At 60.4% G+C, this 24988-nt stretch carries 19 protein-coding genes and 2 pseudogenes; 14 read left to right on the top strand and 7 right to left on the bottom strand.

Annotated features, from left to right (window positions below; all coding sequences use genetic code 11):
• Nucleotides 1-2: 2 nt before the first annotated feature.
• From tagF to JANGC3_RS0104835, 5 genes are read right to left on the bottom strand one after another with little or no spacing between them, the layout of a single operon-like run.
• Nucleotides 3-986, bottom strand: coding sequence for a type VI secretion system-associated protein TagF (gene tagF / locus JANGC3_RS0104815; protein WP_017875348.1), 984 nt, complete (start codon nucleotides 984-986; stop codon nucleotides 3-5).
• On the bottom strand, nucleotides 983-4924 hold the full coding sequence (gene tssM, locus JANGC3_RS0104820; protein ID WP_051068354.1) for a type VI secretion system membrane subunit TssM: 3942 nt from the start codon (nucleotides 4922-4924) through the stop codon (nucleotides 983-985). Before tssM ends, tagF begins: the two co-directional genes overlap by 4 nt.
• 52 nt (nucleotides 4925-4976) lie before the next feature.
• The gene (locus tag JANGC3_RS0104825; protein WP_017875350.1) at nucleotides 4977-6383 is read right to left on the bottom strand and encodes a hypothetical protein; all 1407 of its coding nucleotides are present in this window, start codon (nucleotides 6381-6383) and stop codon (nucleotides 4977-4979) included.
• Nucleotides 6384-6417: 34 nt separating this feature from the next.
• Nucleotides 6418-6687, bottom strand: coding sequence for a PAAR domain-containing protein (locus tag JANGC3_RS0104830; protein ID WP_017875351.1), 270 nt, complete (start codon nucleotides 6685-6687; stop codon nucleotides 6418-6420).
• 22 nt (nucleotides 6688-6709) lie between these two features.
• Nucleotides 6710-7549, bottom strand: coding sequence for a M15 family metallopeptidase (locus JANGC3_RS0104835; protein ID WP_026132560.1), 840 nt, complete (start codon nucleotides 7547-7549; stop codon nucleotides 6710-6712).
• A 396-nt stretch (nucleotides 7550-7945) separates the two neighbouring features.
• Between JANGC3_RS0104835 and JANGC3_RS0104840 the strand changes: the two genes are divergently transcribed.
• From JANGC3_RS0104840 to JANGC3_RS31230, 4 genes are all read left to right on the top strand, one after another.
• On the top strand, nucleotides 7946-8698 hold the full coding sequence (locus JANGC3_RS0104840) for a hypothetical protein (RefSeq protein ID WP_157406455.1): 753 nt from the start codon (nucleotides 7946-7948) through the stop codon (nucleotides 8696-8698).
• Between the two features lie 62 nt (nucleotides 8699-8760).
• On the top strand, nucleotides 8761-11622 hold the full coding sequence (locus JANGC3_RS0104845) for a type VI secretion system Vgr family protein (protein ID WP_017875354.1): 2862 nt from the start codon (nucleotides 8761-8763) through the stop codon (nucleotides 11620-11622).
• Nucleotides 11623-11624: 2 nt separating this feature from the next.
• Nucleotides 11625-12497, top strand: coding sequence for a DUF4123 domain-containing protein (locus tag JANGC3_RS0104850; RefSeq protein WP_035787539.1), 873 nt, complete (start codon nucleotides 11625-11627; stop codon nucleotides 12495-12497).
• 96 nt (nucleotides 12498-12593) lie between these two features.
• The gene (locus tag JANGC3_RS31230) at nucleotides 12594-13718 is read left to right on the top strand and encodes a T6SS phospholipase effector Tle1-like catalytic domain-containing protein (RefSeq protein ID WP_081611761.1); all 1125 of its coding nucleotides are present in this window, start codon (nucleotides 12594-12596) and stop codon (nucleotides 13716-13718) included.
• Here the strand turns inward: JANGC3_RS31230 and JANGC3_RS28395 are convergent.
• Complete coding sequence (locus tag JANGC3_RS28395; RefSeq protein ID WP_232429654.1) at nucleotides 13715-14596, bottom strand: transposase; 882 nt, start codon at nucleotides 14594-14596, stop codon at nucleotides 13715-13717. The two genes, JANGC3_RS31230 and JANGC3_RS28395, sit on opposite strands and share 4 nt — an antisense overlap.
• Before the next feature lie 104 nt (nucleotides 14597-14700).
• Complete coding sequence (locus JANGC3_RS33520) at nucleotides 14701-14973, bottom strand: hypothetical protein (RefSeq protein WP_232429655.1); 273 nt, start codon at nucleotides 14971-14973, stop codon at nucleotides 14701-14703.
• Here JANGC3_RS33520 and JANGC3_RS32360 point away from each other — a divergent pair.
• The 10 genes and pseudogenes from JANGC3_RS32360 to JANGC3_RS28415 all read left to right on the top strand — a co-directional run bounded on the left by JANGC3_RS32360 (nucleotide 14951) and on the right by JANGC3_RS28415 (nucleotide 24974).
• On the top strand, nucleotides 14951-16030 hold the full coding sequence (locus JANGC3_RS32360) for a hypothetical protein (RefSeq protein WP_157406456.1): 1080 nt from the start codon (nucleotides 14951-14953) through the stop codon (nucleotides 16028-16030). The two genes, JANGC3_RS33520 and JANGC3_RS32360, sit on opposite strands and share 23 nt — an antisense overlap.
• A 120-nt stretch (nucleotides 16031-16150) precedes the next feature.
• The gene (locus JANGC3_RS31235) at nucleotides 16151-16720 is read left to right on the top strand and encodes a DUF3304 domain-containing protein (protein ID WP_157406457.1); all 570 of its coding nucleotides are present in this window, start codon (nucleotides 16151-16153) and stop codon (nucleotides 16718-16720) included.
• 106 nt (nucleotides 16721-16826) lie between these two features.
• Complete coding sequence (locus tag JANGC3_RS28400; protein ID WP_157406458.1) at nucleotides 16827-18311, top strand: hypothetical protein; 1485 nt, start codon at nucleotides 16827-16829, stop codon at nucleotides 18309-18311.
• 14 nt (nucleotides 18312-18325) lie between these two features.
• A complete protein-coding gene (locus tag JANGC3_RS28405; protein ID WP_017875357.1) occupies nucleotides 18326-20350 on the top strand; it encodes a DUF2345 domain-containing protein in 2025 nt (674 codons plus the stop codon).
• Nucleotides 20351-20423: 73 nt separating this feature from the next.
• Nucleotides 20424-21230: a DUF4123 domain-containing protein gene (locus tag JANGC3_RS31240; RefSeq protein WP_157406459.1), complete on the top strand. Its 807-nt coding sequence runs from the start codon at nucleotides 20424-20426 to the stop codon at nucleotides 21228-21230.
• A 1-nt stretch (nucleotide 21231) separates the two neighbouring features.
• The gene (locus tag JANGC3_RS31245; RefSeq protein ID WP_081611764.1) at nucleotides 21232-21801 is read left to right on the top strand and encodes a DUF3304 domain-containing protein; all 570 of its coding nucleotides are present in this window, start codon (nucleotides 21232-21234) and stop codon (nucleotides 21799-21801) included.
• A gap of 355 nt (nucleotides 21802-22156) precedes the next feature.
• The gene (locus tag JANGC3_RS32365) at nucleotides 22157-22663 is read left to right on the top strand and encodes a hypothetical protein (RefSeq protein ID WP_157406460.1); all 507 of its coding nucleotides are present in this window, start codon (nucleotides 22157-22159) and stop codon (nucleotides 22661-22663) included.
• Between the two features lie 125 nt (nucleotides 22664-22788).
• The gene (locus tag JANGC3_RS31250) at nucleotides 22789-23313 is read left to right on the top strand and encodes a DUF3304 domain-containing protein (protein ID WP_081611765.1); all 525 of its coding nucleotides are present in this window, start codon (nucleotides 22789-22791) and stop codon (nucleotides 23311-23313) included.
• 267 nt (nucleotides 23314-23580) lie between these two features.
• Nucleotides 23581-24474: pseudogene (locus tag JANGC3_RS28410) on the top strand (IS30 family transposase); the annotation flags it as partial.
• A gap of 66 nt (nucleotides 24475-24540) precedes the next feature.
• Nucleotides 24541-24974, top strand: a pseudogene (locus JANGC3_RS28415) (PadR family transcriptional regulator).
• The last annotated feature ends 14 nt before the right edge of the window (nucleotides 24975-24988 follow it).

The raw sequence follows: 24988 nt of genomic DNA on the forward strand, positions 1-24988 counted from the left end.
GGTCAGGTTCCGAGAAACGCCGCACGAAACGAGTCGTGGGCGGATTTGAGTGAGAGGTTCGGTTGGGCCAGGTAGCTCGACAGCTTCTTGACGGCGTAGTCGGTGTCGATCTGGTCCTCGACCCAGGTGGCGTCGTCGAAGGTGATGTGGTGTTCCGCGCCGGCCTGGACGTCCATGACGGCGTGCAGCGTGCGCGAGGAGGCGCCGCTGAAGCCGAGCACCAGCGTGGTGCGCCCGGCCAGGCGCGTCACCAGCAGCGCCAGTTCGAAGTCGGCGCGCGCCAGGAACGGCGTGATCAGGTGCATCCAAAAGGCGCCGACCAGGTTGCGGTACAGCGGGTCGGCCGGCAGCGGCAGCACCAGGCTTTTCTCGAGCCGGCTTGAGGTGCTGGCCATGACCGGTTGCAGCAGCAGGCCCAGCGCCAGCAACACCTGGCGCACCGAGCCGCCGAAGCCGCTTTGCGCCAGCAGCGCGTCGAGCCCGCCGACGCTCTGCATGTCGAGGAAGTCGGTGAAGGCGGCGCCGTAGGCGGTCGAGGCCAGGTCCAGCTCGATGGTGCTGGTGGCCGCGACCTGCAGCGGCACGGTCGGGTCGGCCGCCGACAGCACGTCGGCGCTGAGGTTTTCCAGCCGGTTCCACAGGCGCGACAACACCAGCGGGCTGTTGCAGACGAACTGCACCGGCTCCGCCACGTCCATCGTGCTCATCATCAGAAACGGAAAGCGCCGGTTCGACTGGTCGCTGCTGGCGGTGATGTGGCCGGCGATGGCGCGCCCGCGGCGCGGCCCAATGAAGGCGAAATTGAGCACCGGCAGCGCGTCGTAGGCCAGCTTCCAGCGCGCGTCGGCGCTGAGCAAGTCCATGGCGCGCGCCAGCCAGTCGTCGAGCACCTTCAGCAGGGCCGGATTGTCGCTGGCCTTGACGAAGTCGGCGCGGCTGGGGATCTTGCCGAAAAAGCCGATGTGGCTGCTGGTCGGGCGGCTCATGGCGCGGCCCTGGCCGGGCCGGCCGCCGGCGCCGGCGCCATCACCGGCGCGGTGGCCGGTGCCGGCGCCACGGGCGCCACCGGCGCCGGGCCGCCGACGATGGTTTCCGGTAGGCGCAGGCGGCGGAAGCCCTGGCCGCCCGGGGCGGCGGCCGGCGCCGGCGCGGCGGCGGCCGCGGCGACGATTTTCAGGTTGGCCACTACGGTGACGCCGCTGTTTTCCCAGCTCAGTTCAAAGACGCCGCCCTCTTTTTTCTTGCGTTTGGCCGCGTCGATCATTTTCTTCAGGCCGAAGTGGCCCATCTCTTCGAACAACACCACGGTGCGCCCTTGCGCCGTGATGGCGGTGATGCGCGTACCCGGCGCGCCTTGCGGGTTGGGCCAGGCCATGTGCACCCAAGGCTGGGCCTGGCCGCGCCAACGCAGCGCCTGGCCGTCGATTTCGATGGTGAATTCGGTGGCGCCGGGCGCCGACAGCGCCTGCAGGTCGAACTTGGTCTGCGCCTCGCTGGCGCCGGCCGCCGCGGCCACGCCGTTGGCGCTGAGCGGCGCCACCCAGCCCGGGAAGCTGGTCACCACCGGCGCCGCGATGCCGATGCCCATGCCGGCCCAGGTCTTGGCCTTGAGGTCGTCGCCGCGGCGCACCACGAGCGGGCCGATGGTGGTGTTGAAGAACTTGGCGACCGCGCCCTCGGGGCCGAACACTTCGCCGATTTCGGCGTTGCTGGCCTCGACCTTCGACTCGGTGGAGAACGGATATTTGACCACCAGCGACTTCTGGAACGGCTCCAGCACCTGGGCCGCCCAGACCTTGTTGATCTCGTTTTCGGTCGGCTTAACGATGACGGCGAAGGTTTGCATCAGCGGACGCACCAGCAGCGGCCGGATGGCCAGCTTCTGCGGGTCGCTCATGCCGGTCAACATCTGCTCGTCGACGTACTTGAGCGCGTCGGCCAGCTCGGAACCGTTGCCGTCCAGCGTTTGCTGCATGAACTGCTTGGCGCCCGGGCCGGTGTCGCCCTGGTTTTTAATCAGGTTGAAGCGCGCGCGCAGCTTCGCCAGCGCGTCCATGTAACCGCGCATCAGCGTGGCGCCGTTGTCCTTGGTCGCCGTCAGGCGCGCCACGCCGGCGAATTCGCGGCCCACCGGACCCATCGGGATGGCGGCAGTGGCGGCCGTTGGCGCGGCGATCGTCACGTTCAGGTTCGACGGTTTCTGGCGCAGGATGGTCTCCTTGAACCAGCCGACCATGCCGCGCTGGGCGTTTTGCATGCCGGTGTTGAGCAGCGACGGGTTGTCCCACGAGGTTTCCGTGTACACCGTGTTGATCAGCTTGTCGATCGGCGAGGTTTGCGGGTCGCCCAGGCGGTTCATGGCGGCGGCCGCGTTGTCGAAGTCGCCCAGGTCCTTGATGCTGACGCCGGCGATGAACTTCTGCCATTCCTTGGCGTAGTCGTTCTTGTACATGTCGACCAGGACCTTCTGGATCTGTTCGGGGCTGCCTTCCAGCGTCAAGTCGTCCTTCGAGGCCGTTTTCAGCACCCAGTCGGCGCTTTGCAGCTCCTGGCTGGCGGCGTTCTTGAAGGCTTGCTGGACGAATTTCTCCCACGCCTCGCGGGTGAAGGTACCGGCGATGGCGTAGCTGCCGACCACCAGTTCCTTGTCCTGCTCGCCGACGATACGCGCCACCGTCACCGACGGGAACTGCGTCGCCGCGCGCGCCTTGACGTTGGCGTACACGCGATCGCGCGCCGGCATACCCACCACCACGCGGCGCAGGCTGTCGCGCGACTGGTCGACCAGGGCCAGCTTGCTCTCGAGCACGGGCCAGGCCGGGTCGTTCATTTGCGCCAGGTAGAACGAGATCATGCGTTCGGCGCTGCGGATCATCTGTTCGCGCGGCATGGTGCCGCGGTTGCCGTCGAGCCAGACGCGCCAGAAGCGGGTCAGCTGGTCGTTCAGGTGGCTGGCCTCGGCGCGCGGCTTGTCGGACAGCATCAGGTAGGTCTTCAGCGCGTTATAGGCGTCCTCGACGTTGGTCGGCGAGGCGTCCTTGAACTGCTGCGCGCCGAGGTTGACGGCGGCGGCCGGGGCCGCCGGCGTCGCCGCCAGGGCGGCGCCGGGCGCCGGCGCGGCGGCGACGGCGGGCGCGCCGGCCACGGCAAGCGCACCGGCCACGCCAGGCGCGGCTGCGGCGGGCGGCGTGGCCGGGCGGCCGGTGACAGCGCCCGATTGCGGCGGCCGGGCCATCGCCTCCAGCTTGTCGGCGTTGCTGTTGACTTCGCTCAGGAAGGCTTCGAGCGACTGGCCGACCGGCTTCAGCATCACTTGCTTGACGCCGGCGAAATACTCTTCGCGCAGCTTGCGCTCCAGGTACTCGCCCTGGTACAGGCCGAGGCCGAGTTGCAGCGGCCGCTTGCTACGGTATTGTTCAAGCTGCTCGATGCGGTCCTGCATGATTTCCAGCGCCTCGAAGCGCGACTGCAGGTCTAGGCGTTTTTCCTGCAGCTTGACGGCGTGGTCCAGGTCGGCCTGGACGTTGCTGACCAACTGGCGGTTGCCCATGTAGGACCAGCTCCAGCCGCCCAGCGCCAGGCCGACCAGCGCGGTGGCGGCGAAGAAGGTGGCGTAGCGCATGCGCGTCATGCGCGGGCTGGCGTATTGGGCGACCAAATCCTTGTCGGCGAAGATGACGTTGCGGAACAGGTTCAGCAGGAAGTAGCCGTGCTGCTGCTGCACCGCCGCGTGCTCCTGCGGTTGCAGCTTCAGGTCGAAGCGATGCGCCACGCGTTCCGACGAGGCCGACACGGACTCGCCTTCCTGTAGCGCGCTGGTGAAATAGAAGCCGCGGAAGACCGGCTTGAACTGGAACGGGTTTTCCTCGAACAGCGTGGCGATGAAGGCGCGCAGCGGCCCCTTGATCGAGCTAAATTCCAGCGGGAAGGTGAACACGCCGGGGGGCATGCGTTCGCGCCACTGCAGCGCCATGCTGGCCAGGCTGAGGTCTTTGAGGCCGTCGTAGAGTTCGTCGAAACGCTGGTCGAACAGTTCCAGCACATCCTGCTTGGAGTTGCTTTGGCTGTAGGGCAGGGTGGCGCCCCACACCTTGTCGCGCTCGCCGCGTTCGGCGTCCTGGAAGAATTCGCTGAAACCGGTGATCAGGTCGGCCTTGGTAAACACCACGTATACCGGCGCGTGCACCGCCAGCCGCTCGGTCAGTTCCTGCACGCGTTGGCGCAGGTTCTTGGCCAGGTTGATGGCGAACTCGGGGCGGTTGCCGGTCAACTCGGCGATGCTGACGGCGATGACGATGCCGTTGATCGGCGCGCGCTTGCGGTGCTTTTTCAGCAGGTCGAGAAAGCCGAACCACTCGCCGCGGTCTTCGTCGTTGACCGAGTAGCGTCCGGCCGTGTCGAGCAGAATGCCGTCGGTGGTGAAGAACCAGTCGCAATTGCGGGTGCCGCCGACGCCCTGGACGATCTTACTGTCGGCGAAGGGAAATTGCAGGCCGGAGCTGGCGATGGCCGTGCTCTTGCCGGCCGCCGGGTTGCCGATAATCATGTACCAAGGCAGCTCGTAGAGCGCCGCGTCGCCGGACAATTCGCCCAGCTTCGAGGTTTTGATGGTGCCGATCGCGTCCAGCATGCGCTTGCGGATCACTTCGGTTTCCTGGCGCTGGGTCGGGTCGGCCTTGCGCAACGGGTCGACGGCTTGCCGTTCCAGCATGTCGCCGAACTGCGCGCCCAGGCGGGCGCGCCGGCGCCGGCGCAGATACCACAGCGCCAGACCGGCCAGCAAGCAGGCCGCCAGCAGCGCGTAGGCCCACTGCAGCGGCATTTGCAACAGCGTGGCGGTGACCAGCACCAGGACGGCGAAGGTGAACGCGCCGATCACCATTATGCTGGAGCGTTGGGTGAGGAAGTGCCAGAATCGTTGCATCATCATTGGGCGGGCGCGAGCGCAAGGTAAGTGGAAAGGGGGGTGTCGGAGATCATACGGTTGCCGGGGTGCGCGGGCCGACCAGGACGGCGCCGCGCTGGTGGCTGTGCTGGTTGCTGACGCACAGCGCGTACAGCCCGGGTTGTTCGGCGCAGGCTTGGCGCGCCAGCACCAGCGCGGCCAGCGCCGGCACCGCGCCGGCGCTGCCGCAACTGGCGGCGACGCTGATGACCTGGCTGGCCAGGTCGAGCTCGGGCAGCGCGGCGTTGGCCATGCCCATTAGTTCGCCGACGCGGCTGGAGCGTTGGTCGGTGTCGGCGGCCAGCAAGCCGACGCTGGCGCCGGGCGCGGCGCACAGCAGGGCCTGGGCGCTCAGCGCGGCCAGCAATTCGATGTCGGCGCGTCCCTTGGCGTCGGCCGAGGTGGCGCGCAAGCCGTGGGCGGCGCGGTGCAGTACCACGGCGGCGTCGGCGTCGACCAGCAGGGCCTGGCCGGCGTCGGCCAGCAACAGGCCGGCGGCGCCCTCGCCGGGAACCTCGCCGCCCGCGTTGGCGGCCGTCAACAGCCTGCCGCGCGCCGACCAGGCCGCGACGCTGCGTTCGCCGACGTGCGAGGCGCAGGCCAGCACAATAGACAAATAGGGCTGCCCGGTCTGGACGTGCAGGTCGGCCAGCTCGGCCATACTTTGGAAGGCGGAGGCGCCCTCGCGCTCGGCCGGCCCCGACAGCGCCAGGCGCTCGGCCGGCCAACCCTGCGCGGCGACAATATGCAGCAACCAGTGGCCGGCCAGCGTGCGTTGCTCCTGGTCCCACTCGTCGGGCAGTAGCGGCAGCAATTGCAGCACCGGCGGGGCGAGCGCGGCGCGCGCCGACGGCGCCGCTTGCAGATACGCCGCCAGCAGCGGGTGCAGGGTGGCGGCGCGGGCCAGCTCGGCGGCGACGTCGCCGGCCAGTGCCAGCGCGCGCCACTGTTCGGCCTCCAGCCGGGGTTGCCCGGCTTGCTGGCGCAGCCAGTCGGCCATCAATTCCTCCTGCGCCAGTTCATCGATGTCGGCGACGCGTCCGCTCAACAGCGGGAAACCGTTGTCGTCGAGCAGTTCCGGGTCCAGCGCCAGGCGCGCCTGCTTCGTCAGGATGGCCTGGGCCAGTTCCTCGGCCGAGGCGCCGTGCGGCATGCGCAGGGCGCCGGCCAGCATGACCGCGGTGGCGGCCACCGGCGCCGGCGCGGCGGGCGCGTCGGGCGCCGCGCCGGCCGGCGCCGGGGCGGCCGCCATCAGCGCGGCGGCTTTGCCGCCGCCCCACACGGCCAGCAACAGCACCAGCGGCAGCATCACCAGGCCGCCGGCCAGTTCGGCGCCGCCGGGCATGCGGTTGCCGGCGCGCCAATACCAGGCGACGCCGATCCAGCAGAGGACGACGCCGCCCGCCACCAGCAGGGTGCGGCTCAGCCACGGGCGCATCAGCGGCGTCCATTCATCAACGGCGCGCGCATCGTCACACCTGGTCCAGCGTGGTTTGCTGGCTGGCGATGAGGGTCGCGCCGCAACTGGTTTTGTCGCCGTGGCGCGCCACCGCTTGGCCGTCGACGATCATGCTCGGATCGCCGCCGACGATCGGACAGGTGCCGTGGCCGCGAATCGGGCAAGAAACCATGTCGCCGACCCGCGCCACGCCGATGCCGCCGCTGCTGGTGAAGCTCGAGGCTTCCAGCACGGTGCCGCCATGCGAGGTCTTGTCGCCTAATCTGATCAGTGGACCTGCCATTGTTGCTCCCGTTGGTATCGCTTTATCGTTTCATCACGCCGGGCAGACGCAGTTCCGTGTGCCCGAAGTCCATCATTTTCCAATTGCCGCCCCACGTCATGCCGACCGACGCCGCCACCTCGCCGTACAGGCGGTAGCCGCGCATGGCCCAGGGGTCTTTTTCCGAAATGACCAGCTTGCCGTCGCGCAAAAACGCGCAATCGGCGGCCAAGCCGTACTGGTGCCAGCTTTGGAAGGCCGCCGCGTTCGTCACATTCGAACCCATCGCCGCCAACATGTTTTGCCGTTCCGGGCTGCGATAGCCCTCCAGAATCGCCATGTCGTAACCGTGTTGTTCCTTCATGATCTTAAACACTAACAACAGGCGCTGGGCGTAGTCCGGGTTGAGCAAAGTCCAATTACGGCTGGCCGAGGCCAGCAAAGGCCGCAGTTGCGCCACTTCCTGCGTGACGAACACCAGCGGCGGCGGCGCGGTCGGCGGCACCAATTGTTCGCCTTGCAGCAAATCGGCGACCTGGCCATTCATCTCGCGCACCGACACGTCATATCCTCCGAGCATGTTCTTGCCGCTTACCATCAACGCCACCAGCGGCGGCAGGCACACCACCGCCGCGCCGGCCAGGCAAGCGAGGTAATGGCGCCGGAAAAAACCGAGCGCGCCCTGCGCCGACGCCGCCGACGACTGGCGCAGCGCCGCCACGCCCTGGTTGCCGCGTTGCGCCATATGTCCGACGCGGCGGCTCAGACGGGCTTCCATCTTGGCAACCAGGGCCATCGCCATGTCGCGGCCGGCCGGAAACAGCGCCAGCCAGCTGACCAGGCAAGCCAAGAGGAAGTACAGCACGACGGCCAATAAAAACACTCAGACCTCGGGGGAATACGTTAATCGGCGCCTTGCGCCGGCGAAACAAGGCGCCGGCGTTGGAGTTTTGTTCATTGTTGCAGACAAGTATATCTTACTAGTCTGATAATGAGAGTTGCCTTGCATTTCAATTGTGTGCAGGGTTTCACACTCTTGACGTTCTAACATGCGTCACATTTTTATTGGATAGCGTAAAGTATAACAATAATAATTCTGGAGTTTCACATTTTGCAACATGCAGACGACAAGCCGCGCAATGCGGGCAGACCCAGCCTGCTGACAGCAGACCAGCAGGCGGAAGCTGAGCGCAACCGCATATTGAGCAATATGGATGGCGGTGGCGGTGCCACGAAAGCGGCGCCGCGCTCCCGCGCGCGCTTGTGGGGCGGCATCGGCTTGGGCGCGCTGGCCCTGATCGCCGGCGGTGCCTGGCTGGTCGGCGACGACGCCGGCGACGCTCCGTCGGAACCGGCCGTCGTCGCCGCCGCGCCCCCGCCGGCCAAGGCGATGCCGGTGCCGCCGCCGACCGCGCTCGCCGCCGCGATCCACGACGAAGGCCACGCGGCGGACACGGCCGGTCCGGCGCCCAGGCAGCAAAGTTTGAAGGATATGCTGAGCGCGCCCCCGACGCCGGCGCCCAAGGCGTCCGCCGACGTGCTGAGCAAAGCGCTGGAATCGCCGTCGACGCCGGCGCCGACGCCGCGGGCGGCGGCGGGACGCTCCGGCGAGGCGGAAAAGAAATTGGCGCAGGCAAGAATCGAGCGCAAACACGCTGCGGTTCAAGCAAAGATAAAGAATAAAGCCCGGGCGGAAGAGAAGGCGCACGCCAAAGCCTTGGCCAAGACCCAGGCCACGGCGCACGCCAAGGCGGAGGCCAAAACCAAGGCCGAGGCAACGGCGAAGGCGAACGCGCGCAAGAAGAAGGCGGAGCCAGATAGCGACGTGATGCTGCTGCAAGCCCTGGTGGCGCACGCGCAGGCGCATCCCGAACCGGTACGCAAGCCGAGCATCGAGGCGCAACTCAAGCAGTGCGGCCAGAGTGGTAAAGACGCCGCCGAGTCATGCCGTGCCCGAGTCTGCGTCGGTCGCAGCGGCACGGACGCGGCTTGCAAACCGGCGCGCAGCGCCAAGGTGCTGTCGCCGCCTTAACGGCGTAGCCTGCGGCAGGACTGCCGCACCCTCCCCATCATCATCAAGGCCCCGCCAATCGTATGCGCTTAGCACTCACCGACCAAATATTCACCGCGTTGGCCGGCTTCTCCAGCCACACGCGCCTGTACGCGCTGACCTTTCAGAACGACAACGCTGACCACGGCGCGGGCGGCTTGCTGGTGGAAGCCTTCGTCGCCGACGAACAACTGCAAGGCATCGGCGGGCGCGACGTCATCGCGCTGTCGACCAGCGCCGACATCGCGCTGGAGCCGCTGCTGGGCCAGGCCGCCAGCCTGCAGGTCAGCCTGGCCGACGGCAGCCGCGCCAGCTTCAGCGGCTACGTCAGCGAGGCGGCGATGCTGGGCGGAGAGGGCGGGCTGGCGCGCTACCGGCTGCGCCTGGCGCCGTGGTTATGGCGCCTGACCCAGGTGCGCAACAGCCGCGTCTGGCAAGACAAGAGCGTGCCGGAGATCGTCGACGCCGTCTTCGCCGCCTACGCGCCGCAGGCGCAGTGGCGTTGGAGCGGCGACGTCGACCGCTTCATGGCCGACGCCGACCCGCGCAGCTATTGCTGCCAGCACCGCGAAAGCGACTACGACTTCGTCGCCCGCTTGCTGACCGAGGAGGGGTTGGCGTGGCGCTTCGAGGAGGCCGACGGCGAGCAGTTGCTGGTCTTGTTCGCCGACAGCACGCAGGCGGACGCCGTGCCGGAGGACGCCACCAGCGCGGCCGGCGGCGGGGTGCGCTTCCATGGCGCGCGCGCCGGCGAGGCCAGCGACGGCGTGCAAGCCGTGCAGGCGGGGCGCGCGCTGGGCCTGGCGCTGCGCAGCGTGTCGAGCTACGACTACAAAGCCAAGAAAGTGGTCGGCGCCAGCGTGCCGACCGACCTGGCGCCGGGCGGCAAGAACGCGCCGGCGCTGGAAAGCTACGACAGCCCCGGCCAGTACGCTTATAGAAGCGCGGCGCAGGCGCGCCGCTACGCGCTGCTGCACATGCAGGCGCGCGAGGCGGAGGCGCAATGGACGCGGATGCGTTCGAGCGTGCGCACCTTGCGCGCCGGCACGCACATCGCGCTGAGGGGCGGGCCGTTCCGCCAGGCCGACGGCAAGTACGCGCTATTGCGCGTGCGCAGCGTGGGCGTGAACAACCTACCGGCGCCGGCCAGCAAGGCGCTGGCCGAACTGTTCGGGCCGATCCCGGAATTGCTGGAGGAAAGCCTGCGCCTGGAAGAGGAAGAGGAAGAGGCGCCCGAGTTCGCCCTGGCCATCGCGCAGGCCGTGCTGAGCGGCTACGGCAACTGCGTCGAGGCGGTCAAGCTGGAGCGGCCGTGGCGGGCGCCGCCGACCGGCCAGCGCGCCAAGCCGACCGCGCCCGGCAGCCAGAGCGCCATCGTGGTGGGGCCGGACGGCGCGGCCAGCGCGAACGGCGCCGACGAAATGTATTGCGACCGGCTGGGCCGGGTGCGCATCCGCTACCATTGGCAAGAGGACGCCAGCGCGACCTGCTGGGTGCGGGTGGCGCAGCGCTCGGCGGGCGGTGGCATGGGCAGCCAGTTCCTGCCGCGCATCGGCCAAGAGGTGATGGTACAGTTTTTGGAAAACGACATCGACCGGCCGGTCATCGTCGGCGCGCTCTACAACGGCCAGGGCGAGGGCGGCGTGCCGGCCACGCCGGGCGGCGCGGACGGGCGCGCCGCCGACGCCGGCGTGTTCGCGTCGGCGCACGACCACGGCGTCTCGGCGCAAGGCAACCTGGCCGGCGGCAACGGCCCGCTATGGCACGGGGCCGCCGCCGGCTCGGCCGGGCACCGCAACGGCGCCGCCCAGTGGGGCGTGCGCAGCAAGGAATTCGGCGGCACGGGCTACAACCAGCTGCTGTTCGACGACACCGATAGCCAAGGCCGCATCCAGCTAAAAAGCACTTTTGCCGCGAGCGAGCTGAACCTGGGGCACCTGATCCACCACGCCGACAACTACCGCGGCAGCTTCCGCGGCCTGGGCGCGGAATTGCGCAGCGACGCCTACGGCGCGGTGCGCGCCGGCGCCGGCTTGCTCATTTCGAGCTATGCCATCGGCCACGCGGCGGCGGCGCGCGAGCCGGCCGGCGACAACGCGCCCGGCCTGGCGCTGCTCAAGCAGGCCGGGCAACTGGGCCAGAGCTTCAGCGACGCCGCCGCCAAACACGAGGGCGTGGCGCTGGCCGGCCACGTCGGCGCGGCGAAGGCGAACGCCAGCGCGCTGGACGACGCGGCGGCGCCGCTGAAGGCGCTGCGCGCGGCGGCGGCCGGCATGCTCAGCGGCGACGGGATCGACGCCGCCAAGGCCGACGCCGGGGCGAAAAACACCACCGCCGGCGCCGGCAAGCTGCCGCATACGAGCGACGCCATCATCGCCATCGCCGCCAAGGCGGGGCTGGGCGTGGTGGCGGGGCAAAACCTGCAACTGGCCAACGGCGAAACGGTATCCTTGATGAGCGGGCAGGACAGCCAGTTCGTCGTCGGCGGGCAATTGCGCGTGCACAGCGGCCAGACGATCGGCGTGCTGGCCGGCGCGGTCGCGCCGGGCGCCGGCGGCGTCGGGCTGCAATTGATCGCCGCCAAGCAAGCCATCGAGGTGCAGGCCCAAAGCGACACGTTGAAGGTGCAGGCGCGCGACCGGATCGACATCGTCAGCGCCAACGCGCATATCGACTGGGCGGCGGCCAAGAGCATCAGCCTGTCGACGGCGGGCGGGGCCAATATCACGATCACGGGCGGCAACATCACCGTGCAATGCCCGGGGAAAATTACGATCCACGCCGGCACGAAGGAGTTTATTGGGCCTGAGCGCTTGAATTATCCCTTGCCGTTGCTTCCACGATCCGTATGTGTTGAATGCATGCTCAAGGCGCGCGCTGCCGGCGCGCCGTTTATACCGAAATGACCATGATTACTCATCTAGAAATTAGCAATTTGCCTTTTGCGGATCCCTCGATCGAGTTCGATGGTCAGCTCTATGCCCTGATCGATAATGGCGGCCTGCCGGGGCTGGCAAAGCAGTTGGACAGGACGAACGCGAGGTGGATCAGCCTGTTCGCCGGATCAAGAGACGAGGGGGCGCTGGCGGTCGCGCCGCTTTTGATTTTGATCGACGGAAATCAAAATCCTTTTCAGCAGCAAGCGATGCTGAACTGGATCTGCGAACACGGCACGTTTACATCAAGCATTCTGTTCATGGTATCGCAACTACCGATGGCGGAACTTGCATGCAGGTTGGCTTTGCGCCTCGACGCGACCTTACCTGACAATATCGACATCGTACTTCGGTACTTTGACGCGCGCGTATTCGAGCAATTGATGGTGGTGCTCTCGAAGGAACAGAAAACCGCTTTTTTGAGTGTCGCTGATCGTTGGTGGTTTGTCGACCGGCGCGGCAAGATACAGCCGGTTGATGCGGTGTTTTCCGAAGCGGAAATGCATAAGGTTCCGTTGAGTCTGACGGTCGAGCAAGAAGGTATGATGCTCGATGCTAGCGAACCGGATCAGGTGGCGGCGTTCTTGCGCCCGGCGGTTCCTGTTGAGTACGCGAACATGGCGCCGGAATTACGTTATGACTTCATTGTGCGTCACATGGGAGCTGCGCGCATGTTAGGAATTTACGCGACGCACGAACTTGCACTTTACTGCCTGATGGCATTGTTGCATGGCGAAAAATTTTCTATACAAGCACCATGGGCCACTGTTCTTGGAGAAGTTAAAAGCGGAAAATCTGATTTTACTCTTGCTGTGGCACAGATGGAATTTAATGACGTTCAATAGATATATAGGATTGCATCAATGCTAAATTTTCTGATATTTTCTTGTTCTATTGCATATTAAAATTACGGAAAGCAATTCTCTTATAAAGGTTACCTAATGAGCGATAAGGCTAAGGGCGAGCGAAGAACAGTTCCGATCATGCAGCCGACGGAACGAATTGAACGCGCGGCAAGTTCGACTATTCCAATTCCAGCGGGAAAATCGAGCGATACAGCGCCAAATAGAGGAAAAGATCTTAGTAACGCGATGAGAAATTGCGCTGGTAAAACATTGAACTGCAAACAGAACCTTTGGTTTTCATTTTTTTTTGACGGCACTGGCAACAATTTGATAGCAGATTTGCCTTCAAAAGAACATACAAACGTGACAAGGCTTTTTCGGGCCCACCGAGGTGACGCTTATTTGGGAAGCGTCCATTCGAAGGCGGGCGACGATGCAGTGGGAGTTTTTCGGATCTACATTCCTGGTGTAGGGACATATTTTAACGAAGTGCATGATGCGGGCGGTGACGAGTGGGGACTTGCCATTGGATACTATGGTCAGGATCGTTTAGATTGGGCAAAGAAGCAGTTTGATCAGCTAATGGTAGGGCCGATAGCTCAAGCAAAAAATCCTGTGAATGAAATAGTTGAAGTAAACATCGCCGCGTTTGGTTTTAGCCGTGGCGCAGCTGCGGCACGCGCATTTATTAATGATTTTGTTTCCAGTCGCTGCTATAAAGACAGTGCCCGGGAAAATGGGTTGCGGTTAAAAAGCGTAAAATGTGTGGTTCGCATTCGATTTATGGGACTATTTGACACAGTAGCTTCCGTTGGGGCAGGTGCGTCCGCCAATGTAATTAAGACACTTGAAGTCAAAGCTCCGCTGGCAGTGAAGCTTGCTTCACGTTATACAGCGTTCCCTGAGTCAATACCCAGTGCATTGGCCTTCGGTCCCAGCGGGGCGGCCGGAGCCCATCCCGCAGCTGGTTCGTTCAATGGCCACACCGGTTTTGGCGATAAAATGTTTATACCGGACGAAGTTGAAAGCGTTTATCACTTCATAGCAGGACATGAATTTCGCAATTCATTTCCGGTAGATAGTGTTAGTGTGTACGATGAGGAAACCGAAACCATTCCTCGTCGTGAAAATTTCTTCGAATATGTGCATGGTGGCGTTCATTCCGATGTTGGTGGGGGGTATAGACAATCCACCCAAGTTAGGGATTTTCCAACCTTTTAACATGGTTTTTGGATCATGTGCTTGTGCGGCTTCGGCCTGGTTTTGCGTGTTTTGGATAGATTTTCCCGATGGATGTGTGTCCGTTTCGCAATCAGGCGCAGCACCTCGCGCAGTAACTTCGCCACCTTTTTTCCGAGCAGAAGGGCCGGCAACAATGGTTTGAGGGCGGTATGCGCATAGGCGTGGTTGATGCGCTCGGCTGCGCGCAGGTCGGCGCTGTCGTGGGCTGTCAAGGCCGCCAGGGTTTGCAAGTTATCGCACATGATTTTGGCGGCGACGTCCTGCACCACGGCTTGCTGGGACAGGCCAGACACATGCTCCAAATTGAGCCGATGCTTGAGCCGCTTGAAGGCTTCCTCGATACGCCAGCGCTTGTGGTAGAGGTCGCCGAAGCCGTCGGCGGGAAAGCGCGCGCTGTCGAACAAATTGGTCATCAACACCCGCACCTTGCCGTTCGGCGCGACATGGCGGACGAGGCGCACCTGCTGGGGTTCTCGGGGGCATTCATAATCGTCGGCGTCGCGCCGGTCGGGCGCGCGCAGCATGACGAGCTGCTCGCTCAGACCGGAGCGCAGGAAGTCGCGCACGCAGGGAAAGCCGCCGTTGCCGGCCTTCTCGACGCGCATGCAGAACGCAATGTGGCGATGTTTGAGCAGCGATACCAGCCATCGGGACGGGTAGCCCCGGTCGAGCAGCAGAAGATCGGTGCCGGAAAGTCGGTCCAGGTGTTCGACCAGCATTTGCCGCTCGCCGCAGTCCTCGATGCCGTGCAGCGAGGCCGCAAGCATCAATTCCGCGCCGGGAAGGAACAGGCCGAACAGGATTTGATCGGCCAGCGCGGCGCGCTTGACGTGGCTGGCGCGCAAGCCGAATCGCATGGTCGAAGCATCAGCGGCGACCAAACGCAGGCCGCGCCAGCGCGGCACAAATCCGTGGTGCTCGGCGCGTGCGACCAGCCAGTCGTTGAGCAGGGGAATGGCCGTCAGAGACAGCTTGGCGCGCGCGCCTGGGCGAACGCCTGCTCAGACACCTTGCGCACCAATTGCGCACGTTGCTGCAGATGGGCGAAGAATACGTCGAGCTCGGCTTGGACGCTCATGCGCATACCGGTAAGCATCAACGCGACCAGCGCCGGCAACGGCAATTTTCGCTGGCGGGAAAATGCGGCGGGGTGTTCAATATGTCGGGCCGTCAGAAGGAATTCGACGGACTGCAAATGCGCGGCAAGATCGTTGAACAGTGCGGCAAGGGACATAGCGGCCAATGAGGTAAAAAATCTCACTGACCGCGCCCTACCTCACTGGCATGTCAAGCTTTTTATTGTATTTCGCTCTACTTTTAAAGAAAAATTCTTAACTTGGGTGGATTGGGGGTATAGACCAGGAGAAGGCGGGAAGAATGAGGCCGCAGAAACTAAACTTGGCCTTGTATTCTTGTGGAAAATGTACTCATTTGCGCTGAGCGCCGGCGTTCCACTTCTTGCTGAAAATGCTTGGAAACCGGAAAACAAGTCTGATTTCCAAATTTCCAAGAAACTTATTGCAGACTATGCATACTACTTATCAAAAACTGGAGCTGGAAACTTGCCCGTAGGTGAACAGATTCGGGCGCACATGAAGTTGTATTATCAATGGAGATTCCATCTTATAAATAGAGGGTTGGCAAAGAATGGCGTTGAGAAAAAAAAGATAGAAAAAAACGCTGCAAACTTTGCTGATGAACAGAGAAAAATAAATTCCGAAATTATAGAGCTTAAACAAAAACGATTTGACGCAGAGCGGAAACTTTATTCCATGGAAAAGGCAAAGGCTCCGGCGGAGTCTCCTTGGAAATATATTACAAAAACCGGTCCGTTTGCAAAAGATTATCCTGAAAAAATTGAAACGGCAAGACAAGAAGCGGCAGAAGCGTTAGATAATCTTCGCAGGGCTGAAGCAAGGTTGCTTACCTTGCCGAAGGAAACGGGATTGCCAGCGGTGATTGAAACTTACGATCAACAGTTATTAAAGGATGTTGCAGACATTCTGACTCGGGATTCAAATTCCGTAAAAAATAATGTTATTCGAAGCCGGGAGACGCTACGGCCTCATTACAAAATACTTCTCGAAGCCTATGAGAACGAGCGTGACGGAAAGGGATTGACCGATCCGGGAATTATTGCATTCTTCGATAACTACGTTCACAACTCACTAGCGGCTTTTGCGATGGATGCAACATTACCGTCTGATCCGCGTATTGTTTACGTTGGTGCCAATAATCGTTTACTTTATGCTCATTCCAATGACTCGTACAATGTGAGAGTAACTGCATAAATTTATGTGCAGCGGCTCGGTCAGCGAATTTAGCGCTACATTTTCGTTGGAAAAATCTGCCGTATTGCTTCGATTATTTTATTGTTAAATATTCAATTTTTATTGATGTGCAGACATATCATGAAATCAAAATCAGATTTTCAAGTAAATCGCCTTTCGTGGCTTTTTATTATCTCCATAACCTTATTGGGATGCCAAGATAGAGACAACTTATTGGACACTGGGCCAAGAATTGGAAATACTGTTTCACTGACAATTACTGGCTATAATTATACTAATAAATATATTGATGATTTTTATGTTGGCAGTAGTGGAGGCGGCAACCTCTACGTGAGTTCGCCGAACGGAGGAGGCGGGAGTAGCGTTTGCTGTGCATCCTATGTCATTGGCGCCACGTTGTGGAAACCAAAAGTTCGTTGGCAAATTGGCGGATGTACTTACAATAGTCGTAAAGACAGTTATGGAGATGTTTTTTTTGATATACATCATTTTTATAAGGAAGTAGAAACACCACTTGATCCAAAAATACCAAAAAAACCAAAATACCTAGAAGTGCATTTCTATCCGGATGGGCATGTTGAAACGGCCATAACCGAACTTCCATCGCGTCCACGCCTCGCGTTAAGCGCAGACCGCGAAGAGAGGTCTGATTATAAGAAATGCCCAAATGACAAGCGGCCAGCGCAATAGGTTTGGAAAAGTAAATGGCTAAGATCGACGGCGATCCAAGTCAACATAGGTCGATTGACCTCGCCAGTAACAATAGCACGTCTAACGCGCAACAAGGGGGGGCAGCGTGATGAAATACGGTAGTCGGAAACAGTTCTCAGCGGCGCTTGTTGTTGGGATTTTGCTCGGCTCTTCCAATATTGCGCAAGCAGCGTGCAACAGCGCCAAGAATTGGTTCGAGGCGCCGGGTCCGGAAATTAAAGTGTTTGTCGGCTATAAACAGGAGCAACGGCCTGGTTTCGGTTCGTTTGGTGTGAGTCAAACGGCGATAGACTATCCCTATCCTGATCCGTTGGCGAAGGAAATGCTCGGAAAGGAGGGCGGCGGAATGCTGTCGGAGGGAAAGACATCCGATGTCTCGTATTATGAACCCGACGGCAAGGGAAACTTGCGCGTGTGTCGGGTTGAGGGCTGGTGGCCGCCCAGTTTCGGCAGCGAGGCCCTACGCAAGGCGCTTAGGCCGAGTACCGAACGTTATGTCGCAAATAATCTCGTGTTGAAAAAACTGGGGGCTGGGAATGTAGCCCTGAACGCGGTCCTGTATTTCTACGATAACAGGGGGCGTCTCGTGCGCCTTGAGGAGGGCGAGTTTGAAAAGCCGGAGATGCCGGCGGTTATCAAGATTTGCCGCGAATATGACGAAGACGACAATTTGACCTTGCTTCTGGACCCCAAGAACTCGCAACGTTGCCTGGCCCGACCGCCCGATGTGCGCGACGAGTGGCTGCGCTACCGGTACGGCAAGTACGATGGCAAACAGGTGGAGTTGCTTGACGAGTGGCACCGCGGCAACGCAGCGGGTAAATGGAGCAAGAACTTTGGCGCCTTTCGTACCGGTACCGGGCCGAACGCGGTCTACGGCGCGGCTAAGGCCAAGATGGGCAAGGGCGTGACGGTTATCTACGGCTCTAATGCCGGAAAACTGGACGACAACGCAGCCAACACGGTGCTCGATTCCTTCGGCCGGGTGAACGCCGCCGCATACTTCTTCACCCAGCGCCCGACGCCGCTTGAAGTGCTGGAAAAACCGGAGACAATCTACCAGTACGAGCGCCGCCGCCAAACCTATATCGACGGAGAGCAGGTGAAGCTGTTTGAACTGTTTAAGCCGAACGAACATCGTTCGCGTCACCGCTACTACGTTCAGTTCGGCGTGGTGCGCCACGAACAGCTCGACGCCAGCGGCCGAGTGCGGCGCGTGATCACGCTCAATGACTGGCGCCAGCCGCGGCCGGGGCCGGATCCGGACGTCAACGACAAGCTCCTCACTGATAAAGGTGTTGGCCTGATCGGGCACCAGATCTACCATCGAGTGTACGACTTCGATGCGCAGGGAAAACCGACGCTGGTGGCGCTTAGTTGGAACCGTCGCATCCGCCTTAATCCCTTGAAGAAAACGCATATAGACTCGGCCGATGTGGTCTACGGTACCCCGGCCGGCAAGGTGCGCTGGAAAACCAAGGAGGAGTTCGAAGCACATTTCGACTTTAGCCCGATTGCCGCGCAAGTGTTTCCAGACAAGGTGCACGGCGAGGAGCCGGAGGAGATCTGATCGGGGCGGCGCCATTGTGCCGCGGCAAGAACGCGCCGGCGCTGGAAAGCTACGACAGCCCCGGCCAGTACGCTTATAGAAGCGCGGCGCAGGCGCGCCGCTACGCGCTGCTGCACATGCAGGCGCGCGAGGCGGAGGCGCAATGGACGCGGATGCGTTCGAGCGTGCGCACCTTGCGCGCCGGCACGCACATCGCGCTGACGGGCGTGCCGTTCCGCCAGGCCGACGGCAAGTACGCGCTATTGCGCGTGCGCAGCGTGGGCGTGAACAACCTGCCGGCGCCGGCCAGCAAGGCGCTGGCCGAACTGTTCGGGCCGATCCCGGAATTGCTGGAGGAAAGCCTGCGCGTGGAAGAGGAAGAGGCGCCCGAGTTCGCCCTGGCCATCGCCCAGGCCGTGCTGAGCGGCTACGGCAACTGCGTCGAGGCGGTCAAGCTGGAGCGGCCGTGGCGGGCGCCGCCGACCGGCCAGCGCGCCAAGCCGACCGCGCCCGGCAGCCAGAGCGCCATCGTGGTGGGGCCGGACGGCGCGGCCAGCGCGAACGGCGCCGACGAAATGTATTGCGACCGGCTGGGCCGGGTGCGCATCCGCTACCATTGGCAAGAGGACGCCAGCGCGACCTGCTGGGTGCGGGTGGCGCAGCGCTCGGCGGGCGGTGGCATGGGCAGCCAGTTCCTGCCGCGCATCGGCCAAGAGGTGATGGTACAGTTTTTGGAAAACGACATCGACCGGCCGGTCATCGTCGGCGCGCTCTACAACGGCCAGGGCGAGGGCGGCGTGCCGGCCACGCCGGGCGGCGCGGACGGGCGCGCCGCCGACGCCGGCGTGTTCGCGTCGGCGCACGACCACGGCGTCTCGGCGCAAGGCAACCTGGCCGGCGGCAACGGCCCGCTATGGCACGGGGCCGCCGCCGGCTCGGCCGGGCACCGCAACGGCGCCGCCCAGTGGGGCGTGCGCAGCAAGGAATTCGGCGGCACTGGCTACAACCAGCTGCTGTTCGACGACACCGATAGCCAGGGCCGCATCCAGCTAAAAAGCAGTTTCGCCGCGAGCGAGCTGAACCTGGGGCACCTGATCCACCACGCCGACAACTACCGCGGCAGCTTCCGCGGCCTGGGCGCGGAATTGCGCAGCGACGCCTACGGCGCCGTGCGCGCCGGCGCCGGCTTGCTGATTTCGAGCTATGCCATCGGCCACGCGGCGGCGGCGCGCGAGCCGGCCGGCGACAACGCGCCCGGCCTGGCGCTGCTCAAGCAGGCCGGTCAGCTGGGCCAGAGCTTCAGCGACGCCGCCGCCAAACACGAAGGCGTGGCGCTGGCCGGCCACGTCGGCGCGGCCAAGGCGAACGCCAGCGCCCTGGACGACGCGGCGGCGCCGCTGAAGGCGCTGCGCGCGGCGGCGGCCGGCATGCTCAGCGGCGACGGGATCGACGCCGCCAAGGCCGACGCCGGGGCGAAAAACACCACCGCCGGCGCCGGCAAACTGCCGCATACGAGCGACGCCATCATCGCCATCGCCGCCAAGGCGGGGCTGGGCGTGGTGGCGGGGCAAAACCTGCAACTGGCCAACGGCGAAACGGTAACCTTGATGAGCGGGCGGGACAGCCAGTTCGTCGTCGGCGGGCAATTGCGCGTGCACAGCGGCCAGGCGATCGGCGTGCTGGCCGGCGCGGTCGCGCCGGGCGCGGGCGGCGTCGGGCTGCAATTGATCGCCGCCAAGCAAGCCATCGAGGTGCAGGCGCAAAGCGACACGCTGAAGGTGCAGGCACGCGACCGGATCGACATCGTCAGCGCCAACGCGCACATCGACTGGGCGGCGGCGAAAAGCATCAGCCTGTCGACGGCGGGCGGGGCCAATATCACGATCACGGGCGGCAACATCACCGTGCAATGCCCGGGGAAAATTACGATTCACGCCGGCATGAAGGAGTTTATCGGGCCGGACAGGTTAAATTATCCCTTGCCCTTGCTACCCCGATCCGTCTGCGTGGAGTGTTTATTGAAAGCCCGCGCCGCGGGCGCACCTTTTGCAATGAAATAATATGTTAAGCCATAGAGACGTGTATTTTTTGTTTAAATCCTGTGCTGTGCAGCACGATAGTCCGAAGCTATATATGCTTGTAGATTATGCTGGTATACCTGGATTGGTTAAAAAGCTAACCCAGGCGAACTTAGAATGGACAAGCTTATTTGAAAGATCAAAGGAGGAGAGCGCTTTATCCGTCGCGCCAGTTCTGTTTCAAATCACGATGGATGAACGCGGCATACAGCATCGCATCCTTATTGATTGGGTATGCGAGCATGGCACCTACAGTTCAAGCATGATTTTTCTTGTCTCTCCTCTTCCAATGCCTGAGTTGGCACGCAGGTTGATGACAAGACTCGATGCAGTCCTGTCGGAAGACATAGAAGTACTGTTAAGGTTTTTTGATCCACGTATTTTTGAGCAGTTAATGGTGGTTTTGTCAATTAAGGAAAAACAAGAGTTTCTATGTATTGCGCACGAATGCTGGTTTCCTGATAGACGTGGAAACTTGCAGAAAGTTCGTGCCTTATTCTCAGAGGTCGATATTTATTCCTCCCCTATGACATTGAACTCAGCACAGGAAGATGCTTTACTTGACGCGAGCGAACAGGATCAGGTAGCGGCTCTTCTATTATCAGGAATACCTGAGTCCTATCTGAATCTTTCATTGCCGAAACGATCTGATTTCATCGTTCGCCATATGGAAGCGGCGAAATTGCTTGGAATTTCAAGTACACATGAACTTGCTCTGTACTGCGCACTTCCGTTCTTTTATGGTGAAGATTTTTCAGAAGAGCAACAATGGAAAATTGTTTTGGAGAAAGTTAAGTTGAAGATGGTTGATTTGAAACAGGCGGCAGAGGAAGTAGAAAAAACAATTATTGAAAAGGGTTAATATGAGCGTAAATATTTTGTTTAAAATCCACTTGCCGTTCTTTTTAATATTTTTATTGTCAGGATGTAATGTGCAGCAAGCGGATCCGATTCCGAAAGAAAAATCTCACAAGCCAGTAAACCTGACGTTGTCTGGCTATAATTATACAAATCGGTATATCGATACGTTTTCAGTTAATGAGCAAGGCGGAGGAAATTTATTTATTAGCGGACCAACTTCGGGCGGTGGGGGCAGCGTGTGCTGTGTAGGCTATGTTCCAGATCAGGAAGCAATGGAAGTGGAGGTTCGCTGGCAAGCTGATGCTTGTCGATACGATGAGGGTAGAACTGTTAGTGGGGAGATGGTTCGTACATTACACAGTTATTTTAAAGAAGTAAAAGTTATAGTTGATCGCAATATTCCAGCGAATCCTGCTTATTTTGAAGTGCATATTTATCAGGATGGCCATGTTGAAGCTGCGATCACAGAGGAGCCATCCGAGCCCCGATTGAAATTAAATATGAGCAGAGAAGATACATCCCCTTATCCGGACTGTCCAGCAGGGAAAAAACCAAAAAAATCAATAAAATAATATATTTTATGGCGTTATCTGTGGCCCGCGGCGATGTTTCTGGGCATTGCGAGAAATAGTATATCTGCCAATTAAAATGTTCGAGAGATCTACAACATGGCCAATGAAAAAAAATAGCGAATTCAACGGTTGGCGATATGAAGATGCAGCCGCTAAAGCCAAATTTTATCAATATGCGAAGTGCAATCGACCAAGCAATGCTTAGTCCGGTGGATGGGCCTCCAAAGCCAGCATTACCTTTATTAGTCAGTGGTCTTGCTCTGGACCTAGAGAATTCATGTGCGCGGATCGCTGGCCCGGGAAGTTGCATGCAGACGCTATGGTTTAGTTTTTTTTCGATGGTACAGGCAATAATATGGACGCTGATTTAGGTGGTCTAAAACATAGTAACGTGGCTAAATTGGCGTTGTGTGATGATTGGAAACACGTGCATTGGATCACTGCTTTTGATGAGCAGCGTACGTTGTTACGTATGGCCGATACGCGTATTCTTCCTGTATTGCCACGTGTTCTGAGCGCAGAGCAATGGATTGCATTTGGCTCGTCGATTGAGTACTGGTCATATATAAATAGAGAAGGCGGCATGGAAATTTGTCCGTTGTCTTCTGGTGACTTCATTGCTGATACTAAAATTCATTTAAGTCAAAGGAAATTGGATGAAATGCTGCTGGCTGCGGAGGCTGACGCTATTATCGGTTTATTGGCGGAGGCCATGTCTGATATTGTCCCTGCGGGGTTGAAAAAATCAGAATTCTATAAAATTATGAATGATTCCTGTAATTTGGCGCGAACTTATAATGTGAAGGAATATTCGGATTCAGTATCATTGGCAGTCGCTGCATGCTTAACTGTTGGGGGGTAAGTAATAAAGATTAAAAGCTGACTAATTTGTTGAGTGGCGGTGATTGGAAGCCAAAGCAGTTGGGCGTGGGTATTGTGGGTGGCGGAATTATTTAGATAAATTTGCAAATTCAATATGGTGAAATTATGAAAAAACAAAAATTATATTTGCGAATTTCAACTCGAATATTAATCATTTCGGCTCTAATCTGCATATCTGCTTGCGGCGAAAATCTTATTCCGGCAGCAATCAATGGCTATAATCATACTGATAGTCGCTCTATTTATTCCTTTACTGTTAATGGTGCGATGGGGTCAAATCCTGGACCGTTAAGTGGTGGTGGTAAAGAAAGTTGCTGCGTTTCGCTTCCGTCGACCTGGCGGCCTGGCTTGAAAGCAAAGGTGGCATGGGAATATGATAGTGGAAGTGGAATCCCACTGCCACCACCGCCTCAAGTGGTTGAAGTAGATATTCCAAAATATAAACATCCAGGGAAATTCCAGGTGCATTTTTACGATAATAATAAAATAAAAATAGTTATTTCGGATTGTGGAATAGAACATCCGTTTTATCCAATGAGTAAGGCGGATATATTGCCATGGGAGGCGATAGGGGCAAAGGAGGGTGCGCTTGACTCCCAAAGAAGAGGAGGTATGAAAACTGACTGCTAGCGTTATTCAATCCGCGCATAATCCAGACTTATTTGGATCCCGCAGTGTACTTCGCCCGTTGAGCAATAGAGAAACAATGCAACGTGCCAACGCTCTTTGTGCATCCCGTCCATCACCGAAAGCACTACCATGTACGGGGCAAATTTTTGTTGGTATGTTCTTCGACGGCACTGGAAATAACGAAGCTGCTGATTATATAAAAGTAGAAAGAACCCCCGCTGAAATGAAACATAGTAACGTGGTTAGGCTTTCCGCCAGCACGATCAGCGCGAGATCAAACGCAGTAGTGGCACCGGCATCTATGACGCCAATCTGGCGCATGCGCAATGCCATGCACGCCGTTTGCGGCCGCGCCGCGTGCCCAAACTACGCACCGACGGCGTTTTGTTCCAAGTCGTCCGGCACCAACTGAAACTGCTCTGGTCGCCGCAGCAGATTGCGCGCAAACTACGGCTTCTTTGGCCCGACAATCCTGAAAAATCCGTGTCCCACGAAACCATCTACAACGCCATTTATTTGCATCCGCGCGGCGAACTGAAACGCGAACTGATCGCCTGTTTGCGCCACCATAACCAGGTGCGCAAACCACGCAGCCGGGGAACCGACCGGCGCGGGCAAATTCCGGACATGCAGAGCATCCATATCCGCCCTCCGGAGATCGAGGATCGCATCATCCCCGGCCATTGGGAGGGAGATCTGATAAAGGGTGTCGGCAACTGCTCGTCGGTCGGCACGCTGGTCGAACGCACCACCGGCTTCGTGGTGCTTGCTAAGATGGACAACGCGACCACCAAGGCCGTCGTCGACAGCTTCTCCGCCGTGCTCAACCGCGAGCCGGCGGCGATGCGCAAGAGCATGACTTACGACCATGGCCGCGAGATGCACGGCCATAAAATCCCGACCGAACGCACTGGCGTGCAGATCTATTTCGTCGATCCCCACAGCCCTTGGCAACGCGGCTCGAACGAGAACACCAACGGTTTGCTACGCCAGTACATGCCCAAGGGTTCCGACCTGTCGATCTACTCCCAAGACGAGCTCGACGCCATCGCTTTATCGCTCAACACGCGACCAAGGGCGCGGCTTGGATTTGAATCGCCGCTGGTCGTTTATACTCAGCACATCGAATTACTGCAACATCCCACGGACACTGTGAATTAACCCAGTGTTGCACTTGGAATTTGAAATCGCCCCGCCTTGATTGAGCGTCCCTGTTCCGGTTTATAGTTGGCGCATCGTTTCGACCGCTCCATCGGTTTTTTTGGCGTGCGACGCATCAACAGATGTACCGCGAGCTGGGGGGGCCTGGAAACCGAGGGCTGGGCCGAGTCGCTGCCGCCGGAGACGGGGCGCAGACGCAAGCGGGTCTACCGTGCGCTGCCGGGGGCCGCCAGGAGCTGGTGCGCTGGCTCGGCGAAAGCCAGGACCCGAAGCCGATGCGCGACGAATTGATGCTGCGCCTGCGCGCCGAGGCGCTGGTCGGGCCGACCGTCGTCATGGACGATATCCAGCGGCGCCTGGAAATGCACCGGGAGCGCCTGGAGCTGTACCGCAATATCGAGGCGCGCGACTTCACCGACGTCGACGCCGACGCCGACGCCGACGCCACGCGCGAGCGGCAGATTCAGCACCTCGTGCTGAGCGCGGGCGTGATGCTGTAGTCGCTGTGGGTCGA

Origin of the sequence: Janthinobacterium sp. CG3 (assembly GCF_000344615.1) — a bacterium.
GTDB lineage: Bacteria > Pseudomonadota > Gammaproteobacteria > Burkholderiales > Burkholderiaceae_D > Janthinobacterium.

Excerpts from the sequence above, each read along its gene's own strand:
- JANGC3_RS31250 (WP_081611765.1), top strand. The coding sequence starts at position 22,789 with ATGAAAAAACAAAAATTATATTTGCGAATTTCAACTCGAATATTAATC.
- JANGC3_RS0104830 (WP_017875351.1), bottom strand. The coding sequence starts at position 6,687 with ATGGCAGGTCCACTGATCAGATTAGGCGACAAGACCTCGCATGGCGGC.
- JANGC3_RS31230 (WP_081611761.1), top strand. The coding sequence starts at position 12,594 with ATGAGCGATAAGGCTAAGGGCGAGCGAAGAACAGTTCCGATCATGCAG.
- JANGC3_RS0104845 (WP_017875354.1), top strand. The coding sequence starts at position 8,761 with ATGCGCTTAGCACTCACCGACCAAATATTCACCGCGTTGGCCGGCTTC.
- JANGC3_RS33520 (WP_232429655.1), bottom strand. The coding sequence starts at position 14,973 with ATGTCCCTTGCCGCACTGTTCAACGATCTTGCCGCGCATTTGCAGTCC.
- JANGC3_RS0104850 (WP_035787539.1), top strand. The coding sequence starts at position 11,625 with ATGATTACTCATCTAGAAATTAGCAATTTGCCTTTTGCGGATCCCTCG.
- JANGC3_RS31245 (WP_081611764.1), top strand. The coding sequence starts at position 21,232 with ATGAGCGTAAATATTTTGTTTAAAATCCACTTGCCGTTCTTTTTAATA.
- tssM (WP_051068354.1), bottom strand. The coding sequence starts at position 4,924 with ATGCAACGATTCTGGCACTTCCTCACCCAACGCTCCAGCATAATGGTG.
- JANGC3_RS32365 (WP_157406460.1), top strand. The coding sequence starts at position 22,157 with ATGGACGCTGATTTAGGTGGTCTAAAACATAGTAACGTGGCTAAATTG.
- JANGC3_RS31240 (WP_157406459.1), top strand. The coding sequence starts at position 20,424 with ATGCTTGTAGATTATGCTGGTATACCTGGATTGGTTAAAAAGCTAACC.
- tagF (WP_017875348.1), bottom strand. The coding sequence starts at position 986 with ATGAGCCGCCCGACCAGCAGCCACATCGGCTTTTTCGGCAAGATCCCC.
- JANGC3_RS28395 (WP_232429654.1), bottom strand. The coding sequence starts at position 14,596 with ATGCGATTCGGCTTGCGCGCCAGCCACGTCAAGCGCGCCGCGCTGGCC.
- JANGC3_RS31235 (WP_157406457.1), top strand. The coding sequence starts at position 16,151 with ATGAAATCAAAATCAGATTTTCAAGTAAATCGCCTTTCGTGGCTTTTT.
- JANGC3_RS0104825 (WP_017875350.1), bottom strand. The coding sequence starts at position 6,383 with ATGCGCCCGTGGCTGAGCCGCACCCTGCTGGTGGCGGGCGGCGTCGTC.